This window comes from Robertkochia marina (assembly GCF_004799345.1).
Lineage (GTDB): Bacteria > Bacteroidota > Bacteroidia > Flavobacteriales > Flavobacteriaceae > Robertkochia > Robertkochia marina.
Map to the genome: position 1 here is coordinate 735,022 of NZ_SSMC01000002.1, position 19,190 is coordinate 754,211.

Annotated in this window: 19 protein-coding genes; 15 read left to right on the forward strand and 4 right to left on the reverse strand. The window is 41.9% G+C overall.

Annotated elements, in window-relative coordinates; translation table 11 throughout:
• Window positions 1-129: 129 nt before the first annotated feature.
• From E7Z59_RS09630 to E7Z59_RS09650, 5 genes are all read left to right on the forward strand, one after another.
• Window positions 130-1,080: an isopenicillin N synthase family dioxygenase gene (locus E7Z59_RS09630; RefSeq protein ID WP_136336105.1), complete on the forward strand. Its 951-nt coding sequence runs from the start codon at window positions 130-132 to the stop codon at window positions 1,078-1,080.
• A 23-nt stretch (window positions 1,081-1,103) separates the two neighbouring features.
• Complete coding sequence (locus tag E7Z59_RS09635) at window positions 1,104-1,430, forward strand: translation initiation factor (RefSeq protein ID WP_136336106.1); 327 nt, start codon at window positions 1,104-1,106, stop codon at window positions 1,428-1,430.
• Between the two features lie 64 nt (window positions 1,431-1,494).
• Complete coding sequence (locus tag E7Z59_RS09640; RefSeq protein WP_136336107.1) at window positions 1,495-2,427, forward strand: DUF1835 domain-containing protein; 933 nt, start codon at window positions 1,495-1,497, stop codon at window positions 2,425-2,427.
• 4 nt (window positions 2,428-2,431) lie between these two features.
• Entirely contained in the window at window positions 2,432-3,316 is an 885-nt protein-coding gene (locus tag E7Z59_RS09645) for a nucleoside phosphorylase (protein ID WP_136336108.1), read from the forward strand.
• 79 nt (window positions 3,317-3,395) lie between these two features.
• Window positions 3,396-4,247: a substrate-binding domain-containing protein gene (locus E7Z59_RS09650; protein WP_136336109.1), complete on the forward strand. Its 852-nt coding sequence runs from the start codon at window positions 3,396-3,398 to the stop codon at window positions 4,245-4,247.
• Here the strand turns inward: E7Z59_RS09650 and E7Z59_RS09655 are convergent.
• Window positions 4,234-4,899: a uracil-DNA glycosylase gene (locus E7Z59_RS09655; RefSeq protein ID WP_136336110.1), complete on the reverse strand. Its 666-nt coding sequence runs from the start codon at window positions 4,897-4,899 to the stop codon at window positions 4,234-4,236. The two genes, E7Z59_RS09650 and E7Z59_RS09655, sit on opposite strands and share 14 nt — an antisense overlap.
• 100 nt (window positions 4,900-4,999) lie before the next feature.
• Between E7Z59_RS09655 and E7Z59_RS09660 the strand changes: the two genes are divergently transcribed.
• The 3 genes from E7Z59_RS09660 to E7Z59_RS09670 all read left to right on the forward strand — a co-directional run bounded on the left by E7Z59_RS09660 (window position 5,000) and on the right by E7Z59_RS09670 (window position 8,768).
• Window positions 5,000-7,177, forward strand: coding sequence for an endonuclease MutS2 (locus E7Z59_RS09660; protein WP_136336111.1), 2,178 nt, complete (start codon window positions 5,000-5,002; stop codon window positions 7,175-7,177).
• A gap of 18 nt (window positions 7,178-7,195) precedes the next feature.
• Complete coding sequence (locus E7Z59_RS09665; RefSeq protein WP_136336112.1) at window positions 7,196-7,615, forward strand: thiol-disulfide oxidoreductase DCC family protein; 420 nt, start codon at window positions 7,196-7,198, stop codon at window positions 7,613-7,615.
• Window positions 7,616-7,706: 91 nt separating this feature from the next.
• Window positions 7,707-8,768, forward strand: coding sequence for a VWA domain-containing protein (locus E7Z59_RS09670; protein ID WP_136336113.1), 1,062 nt, complete (start codon window positions 7,707-7,709; stop codon window positions 8,766-8,768).
• 82 nt (window positions 8,769-8,850) lie between these two features.
• On the opposite strand, the gene E7Z59_RS09675 is transcribed toward E7Z59_RS09670, so the two are convergent.
• Window positions 8,851-10,353, reverse strand: coding sequence for a DEAD/DEAH box helicase (locus E7Z59_RS09675; RefSeq protein WP_136336114.1), 1,503 nt, complete (start codon window positions 10,351-10,353; stop codon window positions 8,851-8,853).
• 229 nt (window positions 10,354-10,582) lie between these two features.
• Here E7Z59_RS09675 and E7Z59_RS09680 point away from each other — a divergent pair, with 229 nt between their 5' ends.
• The 6 genes from E7Z59_RS09680 to E7Z59_RS09705 all read left to right on the forward strand — a co-directional run bounded on the left by E7Z59_RS09680 (window position 10,583) and on the right by E7Z59_RS09705 (window position 16,397).
• A complete protein-coding gene (locus E7Z59_RS09680; RefSeq protein WP_136336115.1) occupies window positions 10,583-11,011 on the forward strand; it encodes an FKBP-type peptidyl-prolyl cis-trans isomerase in 429 nt (142 codons plus the stop codon).
• A 217-nt stretch (window positions 11,012-11,228) separates the two neighbouring features.
• Window positions 11,229-12,092, forward strand: coding sequence for a sigma-70 family RNA polymerase sigma factor (locus tag E7Z59_RS09685; RefSeq protein ID WP_136336116.1), 864 nt, complete (start codon window positions 11,229-11,231; stop codon window positions 12,090-12,092).
• A 72-nt stretch (window positions 12,093-12,164) separates the two neighbouring features.
• Window positions 12,165-14,432, forward strand: coding sequence for a transglycosylase domain-containing protein (locus tag E7Z59_RS09690; RefSeq protein ID WP_136336117.1), 2,268 nt, complete (start codon window positions 12,165-12,167; stop codon window positions 14,430-14,432).
• A 67-nt stretch (window positions 14,433-14,499) separates the two neighbouring features.
• On the forward strand, window positions 14,500-15,771 hold the full coding sequence (locus E7Z59_RS09695) for a mechanosensitive ion channel family protein (RefSeq protein ID WP_136336118.1): 1,272 nt from the start codon (window positions 14,500-14,502) through the stop codon (window positions 15,769-15,771).
• 61 nt (window positions 15,772-15,832) lie between these two features.
• Entirely contained in the window at window positions 15,833-16,054 is a 222-nt protein-coding gene (locus tag E7Z59_RS09700) for a hypothetical protein (RefSeq protein ID WP_168731276.1), read from the forward strand.
• A 151-nt stretch (window positions 16,055-16,205) separates the two neighbouring features.
• Window positions 16,206-16,397: a hypothetical protein gene (locus tag E7Z59_RS09705; RefSeq protein ID WP_136336119.1), complete on the forward strand. Its 192-nt coding sequence runs from the start codon at window positions 16,206-16,208 to the stop codon at window positions 16,395-16,397.
• A 15-nt stretch (window positions 16,398-16,412) separates the two neighbouring features.
• On the opposite strand, the gene E7Z59_RS09710 is transcribed toward E7Z59_RS09705, so the two are convergent.
• On the reverse strand, window positions 16,413-17,768 hold the full coding sequence (locus tag E7Z59_RS09710) for an NAD-dependent succinate-semialdehyde dehydrogenase (RefSeq protein ID WP_136336120.1): 1,356 nt from the start codon (window positions 17,766-17,768) through the stop codon (window positions 16,413-16,415).
• Between the two features lie 131 nt (window positions 17,769-17,899).
• Between E7Z59_RS09710 and E7Z59_RS09715 the strand changes: the two genes are divergently transcribed.
• On the forward strand, window positions 17,900-18,307 hold the full coding sequence (locus E7Z59_RS09715; protein WP_136336121.1) for a glyoxalase: 408 nt from the start codon (window positions 17,900-17,902) through the stop codon (window positions 18,305-18,307).
• A 143-nt stretch (window positions 18,308-18,450) separates the two neighbouring features.
• Here E7Z59_RS09715 and E7Z59_RS09720 read toward each other — a convergent pair whose 3' ends face one another.
• Entirely contained in the window at window positions 18,451-19,134 is a 684-nt protein-coding gene (locus E7Z59_RS09720) for a DUF2461 domain-containing protein (protein ID WP_136336122.1), read from the reverse strand.
• Window positions 19,135-19,190: the final 56 nt, after the last annotated feature.

The window sequence follows — 19,190 nt, forward strand, 5'->3', positions numbered from 1 at the left end:
TGCTCAAATTTAGAAAAAACGTGTACGTATACTTCATTCTACGGCGATTTTCTTACGTATGTTTCTGCATAAAGGTTTTGGAATTGTGTAAATTTGCATGGATAAACTCATTTAAATAACTGTATTACAATGAATAAGATACCAAGTGTTGACCTCCGGGAATTTCTTTCAGAGAACCCCGAAACGAAACAAAAATTTATAGATGAGATCGGTAAGGCATATGAGGAAATTGGTTTTGTGGCTCTTAAAGGACACTTTTTACCTGATGAGCTGGTAAAAGAGCTCTACGCACAGGTAAAACGCTTCTTTGACCTTTCTGAAGAGGTGAAAAAGAAATACGAGATAGAAGGACTTGGCGGGCAACGTGGTTACACCTCCTTTGGTAAAGAACACGCTAAGGGTCGTAAAGCCGGAGATCTTAAAGAATTCTGGCATTTCGGGCAATATGTGGAAGACGATGCGAGATTGGAAAAAGAATATCCGCCCAATGTGATCGTAGAGGAAGTTCCTGAATTTAACGAAGTTGGTAAAAAAGCCTACAAGGCACTTGAAAAGACAGCACGATATGTATTGAGGGCCCTGGCACTCCATCTGGGCCTGGAAGAAACCTATTTTGACTCCTATATAAAAAACGGAAATTCCATCCTCAGGCCAATTCATTACCCTCCTATTACAGAAGAACCGGATGATGCTGTAAGAGCGGCTGCCCACGGAGATATTAACCTGATCACCCTGCTCATGGGAGCCCAGGGTCGGGGGTTACAGGTGCAGAACCATAAAGGAGAATGGATCGATGCCATTGCCGAACCCGATGAACTCATGATCAATGTTGGAGATATGCTGTCAAGGCACACCAACAACAGGCTCAAGTCAACCATCCACAGAGTTATAAATCCTCCGAGAGAATTATGGGGCAGTTCCCGGTATTCCATCCCGTTCTTCATGCACCCGGTAAGTGATATGCCGTTAAATGTTCTCGACAATTGTATAGATGAAGATCATCCGAAACAATTTGAAGATATCACCGCCGGCGAATTTCTTCACGAAAGATTGGTCGACCTCGGACTGATTAAGAAATAATTATTTATAAACGTCTTAATGTTATGGATTTACAGGATCAGTTAAAAAACCTGTTCCCTGATCACGATTTCAAGGAAGAAGCTGAAGAAAATAATGAAGAAGGTATCTGGATGCAGGAAGAGCCGCTTTTGTGTAAATATGTAAAACGAAAAGGCAAACCTGTTACCATCATTGAGGGATACACCGGGGCCGATGACGATTTTAAGAAGCTCGCAAAAGAGATCAAGGTAACCCTAAGTGTTGGTGGCAGTTTTAAAAACGACCAAATTATCATTCAGGGTGATTATCGTGATAAAATAATAGATATTCTTAAAGAAAAAGGCTTCAAAACAAAACGCGTTGGTGGTTAATATTCCTGTCATTTCTTGTTTATAAAAGTATTTTTATAAATTTATAGAACCTAACTAACTAGAAATGACTACACCACTACACATCACCAATGGGGATTCCATGACCGGATCCCTTATGAGACTTGAACTAAAAGGAGACATCATCACCTGGCGTGAAATGCTTTGTGAGGGAAAAACGACCATCGACGTGGGCAGTGAATCTTTCTGGCGGCAGCGTTTTGAATTTTTACATTCCCGTTACAAGGTTTCCAAGCAAAATTTCATAGACCTTACCTTAAAAGAGTATCGTAACCTTTGTAATCATAAAAAACAACAAGAGATCGTCCTTTGGTTTGAGGACGATCTTTTTTGTCAGGTCAATATGCTGGGGGTTTTGAGTTGGTTGCTTAAACAACGGCCATATGCAGATGTTTTCCTGGTATCCTTAAGTAAGACTGATACGAAAGGAGCACTAGTACCTTTAAGCCAACTCAGTGTTGATGAATTGAAGGAATGTTACTCCAACAAGGTTCTGCTTTCTACGGATGATATGGAATATGCCGACTTCATCTGGCAATTATACTGTGAGAAGAATCCAATCAGACTTTACAATGCCGTTAAAAGGGAACGGGCTGCTTTTCCATACCTGAAAAAGGCCATTCACGCTCATTGCAAAAGATTCCCTTCAGTGCAAAACGGACTTAACTTTCTGGAAAACCAAATGCTTCGCATTGCTACAGAAGAACGACCGGCGTCACGGGAGCAGCTCATCGGGTCTATTTTGATGAACCAGGAAAATTACGGGTATGGCGATCAGCAATATTACAGGATGTCTAAACGCCTTCGCCCCTTGTTTAAATCTCTTAACCCGGTATTACTAAACAGTAAAGGCATGGCTGTTCTTGAGGGCGATACTAATTTTTATCCTGTTTTAAGAAATGACAATGATTATTTGGGAGGCGCTCCCAAGTACTCGTTCCTTTACTACGAGGAAAATGATCAATTACTAAAACTCTGAAAACTTGATCCCATCGTCCGAACTCATATTGAATGCAGATGGCAGTATTTATCACCTGGCTTTGTTGCCTGATGAGATCGGAAAGACCATCATCACCGTGGGCGATCCGGGAAGGGTTAAAATGGTATCTCAATATTTTGATGAGATCCTGGTAAAGCGTGAAAAAAGGGAATTTTTTACTCATACCGGCAGGTATAAGGGGAAAAAGATCACCGTGATTTCTACCGGGATCGGAACCGATAATATTGACATCGTTTTTAATGAACTGGATGCCCTGGCAAACGTTGACCTTAAGAAACGTGAGATTTATCCCGAATTAACCCGACTCAACTTTATTCGTATTGGAACTTCCGGTTCTCTGCGCAAAGAGATCCCTGTTGACAGCTTCCTGCTCAGTGAGTACGGAGTTGGCCTTGATAATCTTTTGCATTTTTACAAGGCCGACCACATTCTGAAGCATGATATGGGCCAGGCCCTGGCAAATCACATGTCATGGTCGCCATTTCACAGCCGTCCTTATGTGGTGAAGGCAGATCAGGAGTTGCTGGATGTATTTCACTCTGAAAAAATGCACCTTGGTGTTACTGCTACCAACTCTGGATTTTACGGACCTCAGGGACGTCAGTTGCGAATTCAGGTGAACGATCCTGAACAGAATGATAAGCTTTATCATTTTGAATATCAAGGCCTTCGCATTACCAACCTGGAAATGGAAACCGCCGGAATCTATGGATTAGCTGCCTTAATGGGGCATCGCAGTATTTCCTTGAATTGCATTTTAGCCAACAGGGAAAGTGGTACTTTTTCCAGCCGGGGAAAACAGAAGATCGATGAACTGATTCTGTATACACTTGACAAGATCGCGCATTCCGATCTTTTTGACGTCTAGACAGGTTATTTAAGGGCTAAATAGTTCCATATATTGAAATTCCATCTTACTTTTAGATAGGTTTTAAACAGATGGTGTTGTGAAAGAGATCAAGATCGTTGGAGTCCCCGAACATTTTAACCTCCCATGGCATCTGGCTCTGGAAGAAGGTGTTTTTGCAGATCGAGGCATCGAACTACTTTGGGAAGATGTTCCTGAAGGAACGGGACGGATGTGTGAGATGCTAAGAAACGGTGAAACCGATCTGGCCATTATTCTTACCGAAGGAATTGTAAAAGATATCATTGGAGGCAATCCCTCCAGCATAATTCAGGAGTTTATAGCCTCTCCCCTATATTGGGGCATTCACGTAGATGCCCACAGCGCTTTCAGAGAACTTTCAGACCTGGAAAATAAAACTGCAGCCATCAGCAGGTATGGCAGCGGAAGTCATTTAATGGCTTATATCAATGCAGATAATGCGGGCTGGGACCCTAAAAAGTTAAAATTTCATGTGGTCAATACCATTCATGGAGCCGTTGAAGCTTTAGCAGATGGGAAAGCAGATTATTTCATGTGGGAACATTTCACCACCAAACCCCTGGTGGACGAGGGTACTTTCCGACGGTTAGGAGACTGCCCTACTCCCTGGCCCTGTTTTGTGATCGCAGCAAGTAATCACATTCTTCAAAAGGAACCTTCCGCGGTGAAACATATACTTGAAGTGATAAACTCTATTACCTTAGATTTCAGAGACATACCAAGTATTGACCGAATGCTTTCAAATCGTTACGAACAAAATCTGGATGACATAAGAGAGTGGTTAGGGTTGACAAGCTGGAGCCAGGAACAGATCGATGCAGATGTGATCAAAAATGTACAGGAACAGCTTTTAAAATTGAATATTATAGAAAAGACCCTGCCTTACACTGAACTCACTACCAATCTATAGGTTCTTTACCGAGTTTTTTTAAGATCTGATTACAGGAAGAAAAGTGCTGATTACCAAACCAGTATCCTCGGTTAGCGCTTAAAGGCGATGGATGTCCCGATTTGAGAACATGATGGTTTTTTGTATTGATCAGTTTCTCTTTCTTCTTCGCGTATCCGCCCCACAACATAAACACAATGTCACTGAAATTCCCTGAAACGGTTCCTATAACGCGGTCTGTGAACTGCTCCCAACCCTGCCCCTGATGACTTCCGGCTTCTGACTCCCTTACAGTAAGAGTAGCATTCAGCAACAGTACTCCTTGCCGGGCCCAATGACTGAGGTCACCTGATTCAGGAACAGCCTTCCCCAGGTCTTGTTGCATTTCTTTAAAGATATTCGCTAACGATGGCGGGTGTGGCACTCCGGGGTTCACCGAAAAACAAAGGCCGTTTGCCTGCCCTTGCCCATGATAAGGGTCCTGTCCGATAATAACAACCTTTACACTGCCGGGATCACAAAGTGACAATGCCCGAAAGATCTGATCTTTTGGCGGGTAACATTGGTAGAGCTCGTATTCCCGTTTTACATAGTCTTGTAAACGGTTAAAATAATCAGATTCAACCTGGTCTTTCAGATAAGGGCTCCAGGCTTCGGGCAGATTTTTGAGCATACTTCAAATTGATATTTAGACAGGCATATCATCAAGAATGCCTTAAAATGCAGCATAAGTTATGTAAATTTGTGCGGCTTGAAAAGCGACTATCTTTGCTATGAATAAAATAAGTGACAAAACATTAAATGACCTCGAACTTCATAAAGTTCTTTCTCAGGTCGCCGAATATTGCACCACTGCCCCCGGAAAGGCCAAGGCCCTGAAGGTGGCTCCCTATCGCACAGAAGACACCATACTAACGGCGCTCAGGCAAACCCATGAGTACCTGGCTTCTTACGATAATAACAATAAGATACCGAATCATTATTTTGACCCTATAGACGAGGAGCTGAAAATGCTGAAAATCGAAAACAGTGTTTTAGAGGTTGAAAGTTTCAGGAAGATCGGTAACCTCTCAGTTACTGTAAATGAGCATTTAAAGTTTTTTGGCAAGTTTGAAGAGTATTACCCCAACCTCGCTAACGCCTGTAAGCATATGGAGCTAACCACCTTGTTTGCAGACGAAGTAGGAAGAGTTATTGACAGATTTGGTGATATTAAAGACGATGCTTCAGACGCTTTATATCACATAAGAAAGGCTATTGGCCTGGTGAGAGGTAAGATCAATCAAAGTTTCGGGTCGGCACTTTCCACCTATGCTTCTTCAGGCTTTTTAGATGACATCAGGGAAAGTGTTATTGACAACAGAAGAGTCCTTGCGGTAAAGTCAATGTACCGTAAAAAGGTAAAGGGCAGCATCATGGGGCACTCAAAGACCGGCAGCATCGTTTATATGGAACCTGAGGCCACCCAGCAATACAACCGGGAGCTCAACAACCTGGAATACGAAGAAAAGGAAGAAATTCAACGCATCCTCAAGGAACTCACCGATATTATCAGGCCTTTCTCTCCCTTGTTACACGACTATCAAAGCTTTCTATCTCTGATGGACCTGGTAGCTGCAAAGGCAAAATACGCCCATGAGATCAATGCTGTACTGCCCGAGATCACAAAAGAAAAGCGTTTGTTTTTCAGAGATGCTTATCACCCTTTACTTTTGGTGACGAATAAAAAGGATAATAAACCTACCTATCCTCAATCGGTAACCCTGGAAACCGATAACAGGATCATAGTGATCTCCGGGCCTAATGCCGGGGGTAAGAGTATTACCCTAAAGACGGTTGGCTTGCTTCAGTTAATGTTGCAATGTGGTATTCTTATTCCTGTACACGAGCGCAGCAGCACCTGTTTATTTGATCGAATTCTTACCGATATCGGCGACAATCAGTCCATCGAAAATCATCTCAGCACTTATAGTTACCGGTTAAAGAACATGAACTACTTTCTTAAGAAATGTAATGACCGTACCTTGTTCCTGATCGATGAATTTGGAACCGGGAGTGACCCGGAATTAGGGGGTGCCCTGGCAGAAACTTTTCTGGAAGTTTTTTATGAAAGAGAGGCTTTTGGTATTATTACCACCCATTATGCCAACCTTAAAATATTGGCGAACGAATTACCCCATGCCATGAATGCCAATATGATGTTTGACCGAAGTACGCTCGAACCTGTTTTCCAACTGGTATTGGGTGAGGCGGGAAGCTCTTTCACGTTTGAAGTAGCACAAAAGAACGGGATCCCTTACAGCCTGATCAATCGGGCCAAGAAAAAGATCGAACGCGGGAAGGTCCGGTTTGATGCCACCATTGCAAAACTTCAAAAAGAACGCAGCAAAGTAGCTAAAACTTCCAGTTCTCTTAAAGAAGAAGAGATCAAAACAAGAGAGGAAACCAAGCGCCTTGAACAATTAAACAGCAAATTAAAGATCAAACTTGAGCGATATCAGGAGATGTTTGACCACAATCAACGTATGATCTATTTAGGAAATAAGATCAATGAGATCGCTGAAAAGTATTTTATCAATAAAAAGAAACGTCCGCTTATTTCTGAGTTTCTGAAAATTGTGGAAACCGAGAATTCCAAGCGTAAACAAGCCTCAGCTGCCAAAAAAAGAGCCGAACGCCAGGAACGGGAAAAAGTTGCAAAAGAACTTGAAGCCAAGGTAGCCGTTATACGAAAGAAGAAGAAAGAAGAAAAAAAGAAAGACTCGGTCATCGAGAAACCTAAACCAAGCCCCCTCCTAAAAGTAGGTGATCGGGTACGGCTTGAAGACGGGAAGGCTGTGGGAAGCATTGATGCCATAGAAAAGAACAAAGCCATTGTAAATTACGGGATGTTCACCACCTCTGTTGCCCTCGAAAAACTGGAGCTGGTGCAGGCCGCCAAGCGAAAATAAAATACCTATATTTATCCTGTGAAATTGGAAAACGGAAAGAAACTGATCTTATTTGACGGTGTTTGCAATCTTTGCAACGGCGCGGTTAATTTCGTGATCAAAAGAGATCATGGAGATGTATTTCGTTACGCCTCCCTGCAAAGCAACCTGGGGAAGAAAATGTTGGAAGAAAGAAATATCGATCCGAAAAGCATCGATTCTATTATTCTGATCGAACCTGAAATAGCCTATTTCATTAAATCAGATGCGGCCATCGAAATTGCAAGACACCTGGGTTGGCCATGGAAAGCCCTGACCCTTTTCAATTATATACTACCGGTATCTATCCGTGACGGAATATACGACCTTATTGCCCGTAACCGTTATCGATGGTTTGGCAGAAAAGACCAGTGCATGTTGCCTACCCCGGCGTTAAAAGCTAAATTTCTTGATCTGTGATCCAATTTCTTTAAAACTTGTGATTCCCTGATATACTAATGATGACCGGAATTACGTTAACCCTAAAGATCTAAAACCTATTTTGAACGCTATGAAATTTCTAAAATCCCTGAGTTTACTGTTATTAACCAGCCTGTTCCTGATATCCTGCGGAAATTCTGATGATGATTTTGCAAGCCAGCAAGCTATTGACCCCTGCCTTGACCTTGGAGCTCTTGATCTGAAGATCACCATACAGGACGAATTTGTTTCGCTTCCGGCAAAAGTTTCCGTGTTTTTTAAGGTAAATGATAAGGACGGCAATCCGGTTGCGGGACTTACCCCCAGTGATTTCAAGATCTATGAGAAAGGAAGAAATGATAATTGCTTTAACACCATTTCATCCTCAGAATCGAATGCCCGGATCTCCCCTAACGAACAGATCTTTAAACAGCATACCATTTTAGTGTTGGATCTTAGTGGCAGTGTACTTAACCAGAGTCTCTTTGAATTAAAAGCAGCCACCTCAAGTTTTATCAGAAATGTGATGCCCGATACCCCGGTGGCCTCCAATCAGATGGCCATTTATTGGTTTGACGGGGAAGACAAGCTTCATCAGCTCCAGGAATTGACCGGCGACCAATCAGTATTACTTGCCGCTGTGAATAGTATCGATGAGAATATCAGCCAGGATTCTTCTACCGACCTTTATGGGGCTGTTCTCAAATCGACTGCTGTGGCAGAAGATCTTTTAAATGAAACTGCACAGCAAGAGATCATCTCTGCAGCCTCAGTTGTCATCTTTACTGACGGAACCGATCAGGCAGGACGCTATAACAGAGATGCTGCTTTAAAAAGCGTTAATGAAGCCAGTGATAATATCAGCTTTTTCAGTATCGGACTCGGTTCGGAGATCGATGAGGCCGTGCTTGCCAACATCGGTAAAACCAGTAGTGTTTTTGCTGAAAACAAGGAAGAACTAGAAGCTACTTTTAACGAAATTTCGGATGCCGTTGGCGGACAGGCCAGAAGTTTCTACCTCTTTGAGTACTGCAGCCCAAAACGAGACGGGAGCGGTGTAAATCAATTAGTGATCCAGGCTTTTGACGGTTCCCGTACCGGAGCCGTACAAACCAGTTTCAGCGCCGAAGGTTTTACTTCCGGATGCGAATAATAAACTCAACACACAACACATAAAAATGCCCCCAGAATGAATAGTCATTTTGGGGGCATTTTATATCAAGTACTTTTATATCCTATTGATAGGCTTTAACAATATTTATCCGAAGCTTCTTAAAATAATCCTCGGCGAGCCAATCCCTGTAATTCTTAGTGCTTTTACTGATACATTGGGCATAACGATTAATACGACAATCAATATCATCTTTAAGCTCCATAGCCAACATTCTGGCTTCATAGGCATCTTCACTGTTATCTACACACATACTGGTGTGCTGTTCAAGGGAGCGTTCCAGAATTACCTTCGATCGCAGGCCGTTCTTTAAAACCTGATCATAAACCTCTTCCACATCAAAAGAGACTTCAGGGGTATTGGCAAACTTCTCTCGCAGCTTCTCCGGCATCTTATAAAAGAAATTTCTTTCGATCTCTTCATCGTCTTTAATGCTCTCCAGGTAGAAATCCGGATATTTGAATATGTGCTGCCAATCTACAGGGTCACTCCATAGCCCGAATCGTGCCACATTGTTCCCGAGGTCAATGACGGTAAACTTATTTTTATTAGGCAATACCCTTGACCCCCGACCTATCATCTGAAAATAAAGGGTGAGCGAACGTGTAGCGCGGTTTAGAATGATACTCTCTACTGTGGGTTCGTCAAACCCGGTGGTTAGAATACTCACCGAGCTCAGAATAGCATCGGGAGTGTTTCTGAACCATCTGAGGATCTCTTTCCGGTCTTTGCTGCTATGGGTGTTATCAAGATGTCGAACCGGATAGCCTGCCTCCCGAAACAATTCATAAACATACCAGGAAGTATTTATACCGTTATTGAATATGAGGGTTTTCTTCCCTTTCGATTTTTCCTCGTAAGCCGTCAACAGTTTCTCCTGCATATCGATCTTCGAGTATAGCGCTTCTGATGATTTAACAGTATAATCACCATTGATACCCACCTTCAGCGAGGTCAGCCCCACATCATAAGAGTAGATGTCTGCCTTGGCTAGAAAGCCTTTATCTATCAAGGCCTGTATAGGCTCTCCCGTGATAAGTTCATTATAATTATCCTTCATAGGAAGCTTAATATTAGAACTTAAGGGAGTGGCTGTTACCCCAATGATGAAGCTTTGTTTAAAAAAAGAAAGAAGTTTACGAAAAGAGTTGTAGTGGGCCTCATCAATGATGACCAACCCTACATTATCGATCTCCAGTTTATTGTCATTCAAACGGTTTTTCAAGGTCTCTACCATCGCAACAAAACACATGTATTCGTGTTGATCGGGCAGTTCCTTTACTTTACTGTTTATGATCTTATTCTTAACATTAAAACCACGCAGCATTCTGGAGGTTTGTTTGCTCAACTCAATTCTGTGCGTGAGCACCACCACCTTTTTACCGTACTCTTCTATATACCTTCTTACGATCTCAGAGAAAATCACCGTTTTTCCTCCTCCTGTTGGCAGTTGGTATAACAAATGATAATTGGAGGGGCGATTATCTATGCGATCGAAAATCTGATCTATAGCTCCTTTTTGATATCCGTATAGCTCTTTTTTCTCTATTTCATCTATCGCATGCATAGTTCCAGGGCGCCTAAAGTTTAAACCAGCAAAATTAATTGAAATAAGGGATACCTTGAAATTTTAAACAAACAAATCTGGAAATTAACAAATTGACACCTCCCTCACCCGTCGGTAATCAGACTTCTTATAGGAATCTTAACATAATTCATATGGCTATCACGATGATAAAGCCTAGTTTCGCACTTTTAACTTAAGAACAGGCATTTAGCCTCACAAAATTCATTTTATGAGTCAAGTAAAAGCAAATGACACAGTAAAAGTGCACTACACCGGAAAACTTACCAACGGACAGGTTTTTGACAGCTCCCTGGAAAGAGAACCTCTTGAATTCACCCTGGGACAAGGTATGCTGATCCCCGGATTCGAGAAAGGTATTCTGGATATGGCAGTAAATGAGAAAAAAACACTTGAAATTCCTTCAGAGGAAGCCTATGGTGATGTTAAGCCTGAACTGGTACAAGAGGTTATGAAGAGTGAGTTACCGTCTGAGATCGAACCTAAAGTAGGTATGGGACTGGTTTCTAAAACCCCGGACGGAAGAGAGATTCCTCTGGTAGTTTCTGAGATCAAAGAAGAAAGCATCATGGTAGATGCCAATCACCCTCTTGCAGGAAAAGATCTGATCTTTGAAGTAGAAGTGATCGAAATTCTTTAATTAGAAGTTCCTTGAATAAAACAAGATCCGGTTACCTGAATGGGTAACCGGATTTTTTATTTCCGGGAGGCGCAAACCATTTATTTACAGCATATAATTCGGTTTTTACTTAAATAAATCATAAAATTTAGCCAAATATCCTTAAATAAAGGGGGTAGACTTGCTTTTTCAAAAAAAAAATGTTATTAAGTGTGGGTAATTACCTAATAACATTTATATGAGACAATTAAAGATCGTTAAGCAGGTTACCAACCGCGAATCCAAATCCCTTGACAAATACCTACAGGATATCAGCAAGATCGACATGATCACCGCTGATGAGGAGGTTGAATTGGCCAGGCGGATCAAACAGGGCGATCACGCTGCCCTTGAGAAGCTGACCAAATCAAATTTAAGATTCGTTGTTTCGGTTGCCAAACAGTACCAAAATCAAGGGCTGAAGCTTTCCGATCTTATCAATGAAGGTAATATAGGACTGGTTAAGGCTGCCAAAAGATTTGATGAGACCAGGGGTTTTAAATTCATTTCGTATGCCGTATGGTGGATCCGCCAATCGATACTGCAGGCCCTTGCCGAACAGTCGCGTATCGTTAGACTGCCTTTAAATAAAATAGGTTCGATCAATAAGATCAATAAAGCCTATTCATTCCTGGAGCAACAGCACGAACGTCCGCCGTCTGCAGAAGAGCTGGCAAGAGAGTTAGATATGACCGTGAAAGATGTGAAGCAATCCTTGAAAAATGCCGGTCGGCATGTTTCCATGGACGCTCCTTTAAAAGAAGGAGAAACATCAAATCTCTACGACGTGGTAAAATCGGCCGAATCTCCTGTTCCCGACAAGAAGTTGATCCATGATTCCTTACATACCGAGATTACACGAGCACTTGACACCTTATCTACTCGTGAGGCTGATGTGATCAAATTAAATTACGGTATAGGCCAGGAACAACCGATGACCCTTGAGGAGATTGGCGATATTTTTGATCTAACCAGAGAAAGGGTAAGGCAAATTCGCGAAAAAGGTATCAGAAGACTCCGTCATAATTCAAGAAGTAAGATACTTAAAATGTATCTCGGATAATTTTCACATATTTTAAGAAGATTTAAACATCTCAAAGGCTCTTTAAAACGTATACAGTTGTAAAGCTTTTAAATGATCCTAAGATACCTTACCAAACATAAAAAGACATTGGCTATCATTTCGGGTAGCCTTTTCTTTTTGTTATTACTGTTCATCCTATCAGTCTTCGCCGGTTTATGGGGAAGAATTCCTTCCGAAGACGAGCTCCTGAACACTCAACTGGACAATGCTACCCTGATCACAGATCGTAACGGAAAGTCTTTGGGTTCTCTGCATAATCAGGACCGGCTTACGGTAGAATTCAGCGAGATCTCTCCTCACCTTATCGATGCCCTGATTGCTACAGAAGATGTTCGGTTCTATGAACACGATGGTGTTGATGTAAAAAGCCTGTTCAGAGTATTCTTTAAAACACTTTTACTGGGCGATGCTTCCTCCGGGGGTGGCAGCACAATTTCGCAGCAGTTAGCCAAGAATCTTTACCCCAGGGTGGGTTCGGGAACTACTGCCCTTGTCGCAGCAAAGATCAGAGAATCTGTGATCGCTAATCGCATTGAAGAACTTTATTCAAAAGAGGAGATCTTAGAAAAATACCTCAATACCGTGCCGTTTTCAGATAATACCTATGGGGTGGAAAGAGCGGCAAAACATTTTTTCAATAAACCAGCCAAGAATTTAAATGTAAAAGAATCTGCCCTCCTTATCGGCATGCTGAAGGCTACCCATACCTATAATCCACGACTTTTCCCTGAAAGAAGTTTAGAGAGACGAAATACCGTTCTAGCGCAAATGGTTAAGTATGGAAAGCTGGACAGTGAAGCATTTGATGAGCTCAGCACCCAGGAATTGGATCTTAACCTTACCAGGATATATGCCGAGGAAGCAAGTGCTTTGTACTTCAAGGAGCAGGTAAGAAAAGAGCTGGAAACATGGGCTTCCCATTATGAGAAAGAAACCGGAAATACCATCGACATCTATGCTGAGGGACTTCAGGTAAAGACCACTCTTGACCTGGACATGCAAATAAAGGCTGAAGCGTCAATGAAACAGCACCTGAAAACCCTGCAGCGTCAATTCGAAAAGGGTTATACCAAAAGTGCTCCATGGAATAATGATGTCCTGCTGGAGAAAGTCATCAAAACCTCTCCTGTCTATAAAGATCTTAAAGATCAAGGGTACTCAAACCAAAAGATCCGGGAGATCCTGCAAAAAAAGGAAAACAGACATGTGTTTGACTGGTCAGGTCAAAACCAGAAGTCTATGAGCATAAAAGACAGTCTGGCGCATTACCTGAAACTCCTGAATACGGGTTGGGTAAGTTTAGAAGCTTCTACCGGTGCTGTAAGAACCTGGATCGGGGGTATTGACTACCGGTTTTTGCAATATGATCATGTTCTTCAGAGCAAACGGCAGGTCGGTTCCGTATTTAAACCGCTGGTCTATGCCACAGCCATCGAAGAAGGGATCTCCCCCTGTAAACATTACGATCTTCGAAAGGTAGAGTACGAAAATCTGGAAGGATGGACCCCTAAAAACACCTCTCGTAAAGAGAATACCGATTACCTGAATTATTCAATGCAATATGCCCTTAGTCATTCGGTAAATACTGTTGCCGTAAAGGTTCTGGAGGATGCCGGTATTGACCCCGTTATTAATACCGCCCGCAACCTCGGTATTGTTTCAGATCTGCCAAGGGTACCCTCGCTGGCCCTGGGTACGGCTGAAGTTTCGGTACTGGAGATCGCTACCGCTTACACTGCCTTCCTGAACGAAGGTACAGCCAGTACGCCTTATTTTATTACCTCGATCACAAACAGGCAGGGAGAGGTTTTGTACGAGCATCAGGACAACGCTGAGGATGAACGCGTACAAGCCATATCACCGGGCACGGCCAGGGTGGTATTAGAAATGATGCGTTCTACCATTGAAGAAGGAACCGCTAACCGTATAAGAACCGCCTATCATATAAAGAGCGATCTGGGAGGAAAAACAGGTACAACACAAAACAACAAGGATGGTTGGTTTGTGGGGTTAAGTAAGGATCTGGTGAGTGTTTCCTGGGTAGGACTTGATGATCAACGCCTGGGATTCCCTTCTACCCAAATGGGTCAGGGCGCCAATTCAGCCTTGCCTCTTTTTGCCCTTTGGTGGAAGAAACTGGAGCATGATCCGCAATACAAAGATTTAACCTCTGCCACCTTTCCTGAAGCCGATGAGGAAATAACGGCCATGCTGGATTGCGAACCTGTGAAAAAGGATGGTTTTTTCAAACGTTTGTTTAAAAATCCAAAAAAGACCAGAAAAAGAGACTTTAAGGGCCTGTCAGAAGCTACAGAATAATGTTCAGGCTGCGTTTTTATACTCAGGAAATCCTAATTACTTTTGTGCGTGAAAACCAATGTCTCCTATGACTGAATACGATTATTTAGCAGAAATATCCACCTATCTGAAGCAATTCCTTGTTGAACAGGGTTATTCTGAACTACTGGCACAAAGGATTAATCTCGGCGTGAATCTGCTGATAGCCATCATTTTTATTTTACTTCTGGATCAAATATTAAGAAGGATCATTATCTCAGGTTTCCGCAGATTTTCAAACAAGACCAAAACAACTTTTGATGACTATCTGGCCCAGGGAAATTTTCCGAAATACATGGCCCATATCATCCCCCTGATCATTTTCGAACAGCTAATACCGATCATCTTCAACGATTTTCCGGGGTGGATGAAATTTTGCCTGAAAGCTGTTGATGTGTACCTGATCGTACTGGTGGTATGGATACTCCGAAGTATTACCAAGTCGGTAAAAGGGTATCTTAAAACCAAACCATACTTTAAAGATAAACCTCTGGATTCCTACAGCCAGGTAGGTATCATTTTTCTTTGGGCTATTGGAGGCCTGGTTATTTTTTCAGAGCTTACCGATCAGGATATCCTGCAATTCTTAGCCACCTTGGGGGCTGCATCGGCTATTATCCTACTCATGTTCCGTGATACTATTTTAGGGTTTGTTGCCAGTATACAGGTATCCATAAATGATATGGTTCGTATAGGAGACTGGATCACCCTAGATAAATTCGGGGCAGATGGAGATGTGATCGAGATCAATCTCACAACAGTAAAGGTTCGAAATTTTGATAATACCATAACCACTATTCCCACCTATTCCCTTATTTCTGATTCTTTCAGAAACTGGAGAGGAATGACAGAGAGCGGTGGACGAAGAATAAAACGAGTACTTCAGATCAAGGCTTCCAGTGTTAAATTCCTTTCAGGAGAAGAAATAGAGGATTTGAAAAAAATTCAACTAATAGCCCCATATCTAGACCGCAGACAAAAGGATATAGATCGCTTTAATACTGAAAGATCGATCGATAAATCTGTAGCGGTAAACGGAAGAAACCAAACCAACCTTGGGGTGTTCAGGAAATATTGTGATGAGTATCTTGAGCATCATCCGGCTATCAACAAGGAGCTGTTAATGATGTCCAGGTTGCTGCCCCCAACCAATGAAGGGATCCCTTTGGAGATTTACGCCTTTTCCTCAGATAAGGTCTGGGAAAATTACGAAAGAATCCAGGCTGATATTATGGAACATCTGTACGCAGCCCTGCCTTATTTCCGACTGGAACTTCATGAGAAGCCAACGTCTCATGACATTTCTCGTCTAAAGAGTTGATTTTTAGCGTATTGTTAAGACAGGATTAAAGGTTGATTCACTACTTTGACAATAAAAAGTTATGAAATCAACTGCCATGGTCATGGTTATTCTCGTGACTCTATTCTTAGTTCTTTTAACCGCATTCTCTCAAATGGATATAAGACCGGATATCATTTTTTTTCTGATGATGTTGGGCCAACTATTGGTGATCTTCATGGTTTATATGGTACTCACTGATAATTATACCACTACCAAAACCTTTGAAGATTGGTATGAAGACCATCCTATTGACAAGGAATGATCAGATTTCTATAGAAAATTTTTGATATTCTTCACATTATGGAAGGCTAAATCTAAGCGTTTCGTTAATTCTTTGGTAAAATAAACTTAAGAGGACAAAAGCTGCACTAATTGCTTGATAACTTTAAGTAAACCAATAAATTACAACCGTCATGAAAACGCTCATTTACCTTTTGATCGTACTCATTTCTTCTGCCATAGGAAAGGAGTCTAGTGATAAAAAATCATCTGAATGTTCTTACAATGAGCCTGAATGTACTGGGGTAGAAAGTTGTTTCCTGCCAGTTATTGAACAAAAGAAGGTGTACACTCCATTTTCTTGTGAAGAGGGGCAACTTTCCTGATCTTCCCCTCATTGCTCAGCCTTTAATGTAAACCGTTTTTACGTTTACAAAACTACGTATGCCTTCCAGTCCTAATTCTCTGCCATATCCTGAATTCTTCACCCCTCCGAAGGGAAGTCTGGGATCAGACTTTACCAGCTCATTTACGAAAACAGCTCCCTCTTCAAATCTGGGGATATAACTTTTTATCCTCTCAATGTCTTGGGTAAAAATACTTACACCTAACCCGAAGTTGGTTTGATTAGACAGTTCTATAGCTTCCTCTATTCCATCAAAAACACAAACGCACATTAGCGGCCCGAACGTTTCTTCCTGCATGACAGCTACCGTAGGATCGTTAGTCTTCAAGACCGTTGGTTCAAAATATGCTCTCTTGCGGTCTCCCCCACACAAAATTGTTGCTCCGGCAGTAATTGACCTGTTCATCTGATCTTCCAGCTCTTCAGCAAGTTCTTCCCTGGCCAATACACCTATATAGGTTTCTTCATCCAAAGGATCGCCAGAACGAAGTTTCTTAACCTCCTCCAGAAAGCGGTCTATAAATTCATCCGCTATATGCTTATCAACCAGTAACCGCTTTGCGGCAATACAACTCTGACCGGTATTTTGATACCGGGCATTTATGACCGTATTGAGCGCTTCTTTAAGATCTGCATCTTTGAGAATGATCGTAGCATTGCTGCCTCCAAGTTCCAGAAGGGAGCTTTTTATATTTTTTCCCGCTATTGCGGCTACAGCTTTTCCTGCCGCCTCACTCCCGGTTAAACTTACCGCACGTACTTTCGGATGTTCTAACACCATCTCTACCTTATCGCTGCCAATTACAAGATTTTGAAAAGTACCTTCAGGAAAGCCACAATCGATAAAGATCTTTTGTATCTCCTCTGCGCAACCCATCACATTAGACGCGTGCTTGAGCAAACATGTATTACCGGCTAAAAGGGTCGGTACGGCAAAACGAAAAACCTGCCAAAAAGGATAATTCCACGGCATTACGGCCAAAACAACCCCCAAAGGCTCATAGGCTACATAACTCATTGCAGCATCGGTGATAACCTCTTTATCCTTCAGAAACCCGGGAGCGTTATCAGAATAATAGTCACACAGCCAGGCACATTTTTCAATCTCAGCGATGGCTTGTTTAACAGGTTTTCCCATTTCCAGGCTCATTAAACGGGCATAGGCGTCCTTTTTCTTTAAAAGATGATCTCCTACCCCTTTTATTAACTCACAACGTTCATGAACCCCGGTTTTACGCCATGCTAAAAAACTATTGCTTCCCTTTTCGATCATATGCATCACCGTGGTCTCATCATATGCCTCGTATTGCGCTATCAGCTTTCCCGTATATGGATTTATGCTTTTGATCATTTTTTCTTTTAAAGGTATGAATAACAAGAAGGATTCAGGGACAGAAATGTTTATAAGTACGTTGAAAACCTTAACAATAGGTTTAAAAAAACAAAAGTTGAAAAACCTACCTTTAGTAAAACTACTTCATTATGGCTTTAAGAAACGAGAATCTTCTCAACCTCAGACCCATCATCCCTAATGCTGTAATTTATGACTCCATGAGTAAGGATGAGCGTTTTCAGAACACCACCCTTCGGCCGGTAATAAAGTTACAGAGCGAGCTATTAGTAGAAGCTTTTAAGAACTATGCTAACAAGCATAAAGGGGTATTTTACAGTCTTTCACTGCCAAAGAAAATGGACTATATCGAAAATGTCGTTCAAAAGGATATGAAGTTCAGAAACTCCCTTAAAGGAATGATCATCGGGCAGTTTACCATTGAAGAATACCTGACCTATACCGATAATTCTTCTGCCCTGAATAAGCGGATGATGAAAATGGTGATAGAGCGGTTAAAAGATCAGCTGCAACTGTTAGAGCAAGGTCATGTGGCCTAAGGGGGGTAGCAGTTAGCAGTTAGCAGTTTGCGGTTTTCAGATTAAGTTTGCAGGTTACAGTTTGCGGTTAACAGTTTGCGGTTTACATGGTGACTTTTAACTCTTAACTCTTAACTCTTAGCTCTTAGCTCCTAGCTCTTAACTCACTCCCTTATCAGGGATACCCCATTAAGGTCGGTTGTGAGCACTTCACTCATATAATCGAACCAGGGTCTAACTGCCTTGAAACTCTTATTTACTTCCTCTGAAAAGTCGGGAGCAACTACTTGTTTATCGGTAAAATTCCGGGTAACGATGTATTGCTTTTTACGAATAAGATCAATGGCAGGGTGGTTTTTATCGAAACCTTTCGGAGCCGTTTTCAGATCCTCTCCCTTCAGTTCTTTAAAAGTCTCTGTAAAGGCTTCTGATCGAAGAATCTCTCGCATGGGTTGATCATCGAACTCAAACTCTTTCCTGATTCTAAAAAGATCATCTTTCTCAGGGTTCCAGAATCCGGCTGCCATAAAGGTGTTTCCCGGTTCAACATGAAGGTAATATCCTCCTCTATTACGCGGTTTCAGGCGATGAAAGGAAGCAGCCAGGTGATACTTGTATGGAGTTTTATTCTTTGAAAAGCGCACATCACGGTAAATTCTGAACATTTTAAAACTATCAACCTCGTCATGCGTATTGAGCTTTCTGAATAGCTGTTCAAAAAAGGATTTCATGGTTTGCTGTTCTTCTTTAAACTCAGGTTTATGCTCTTCAAACCAATCCCGGTTATTATTCGCTTTAAGTTCTTTTAAAAAATCCAAAACTGTTGGAGGAATTCTTATGATTTCCATTATATCTGGGTGCTTTTAATGAAAACCTAAAGTTAAGATAAATAGTCAACGATGCC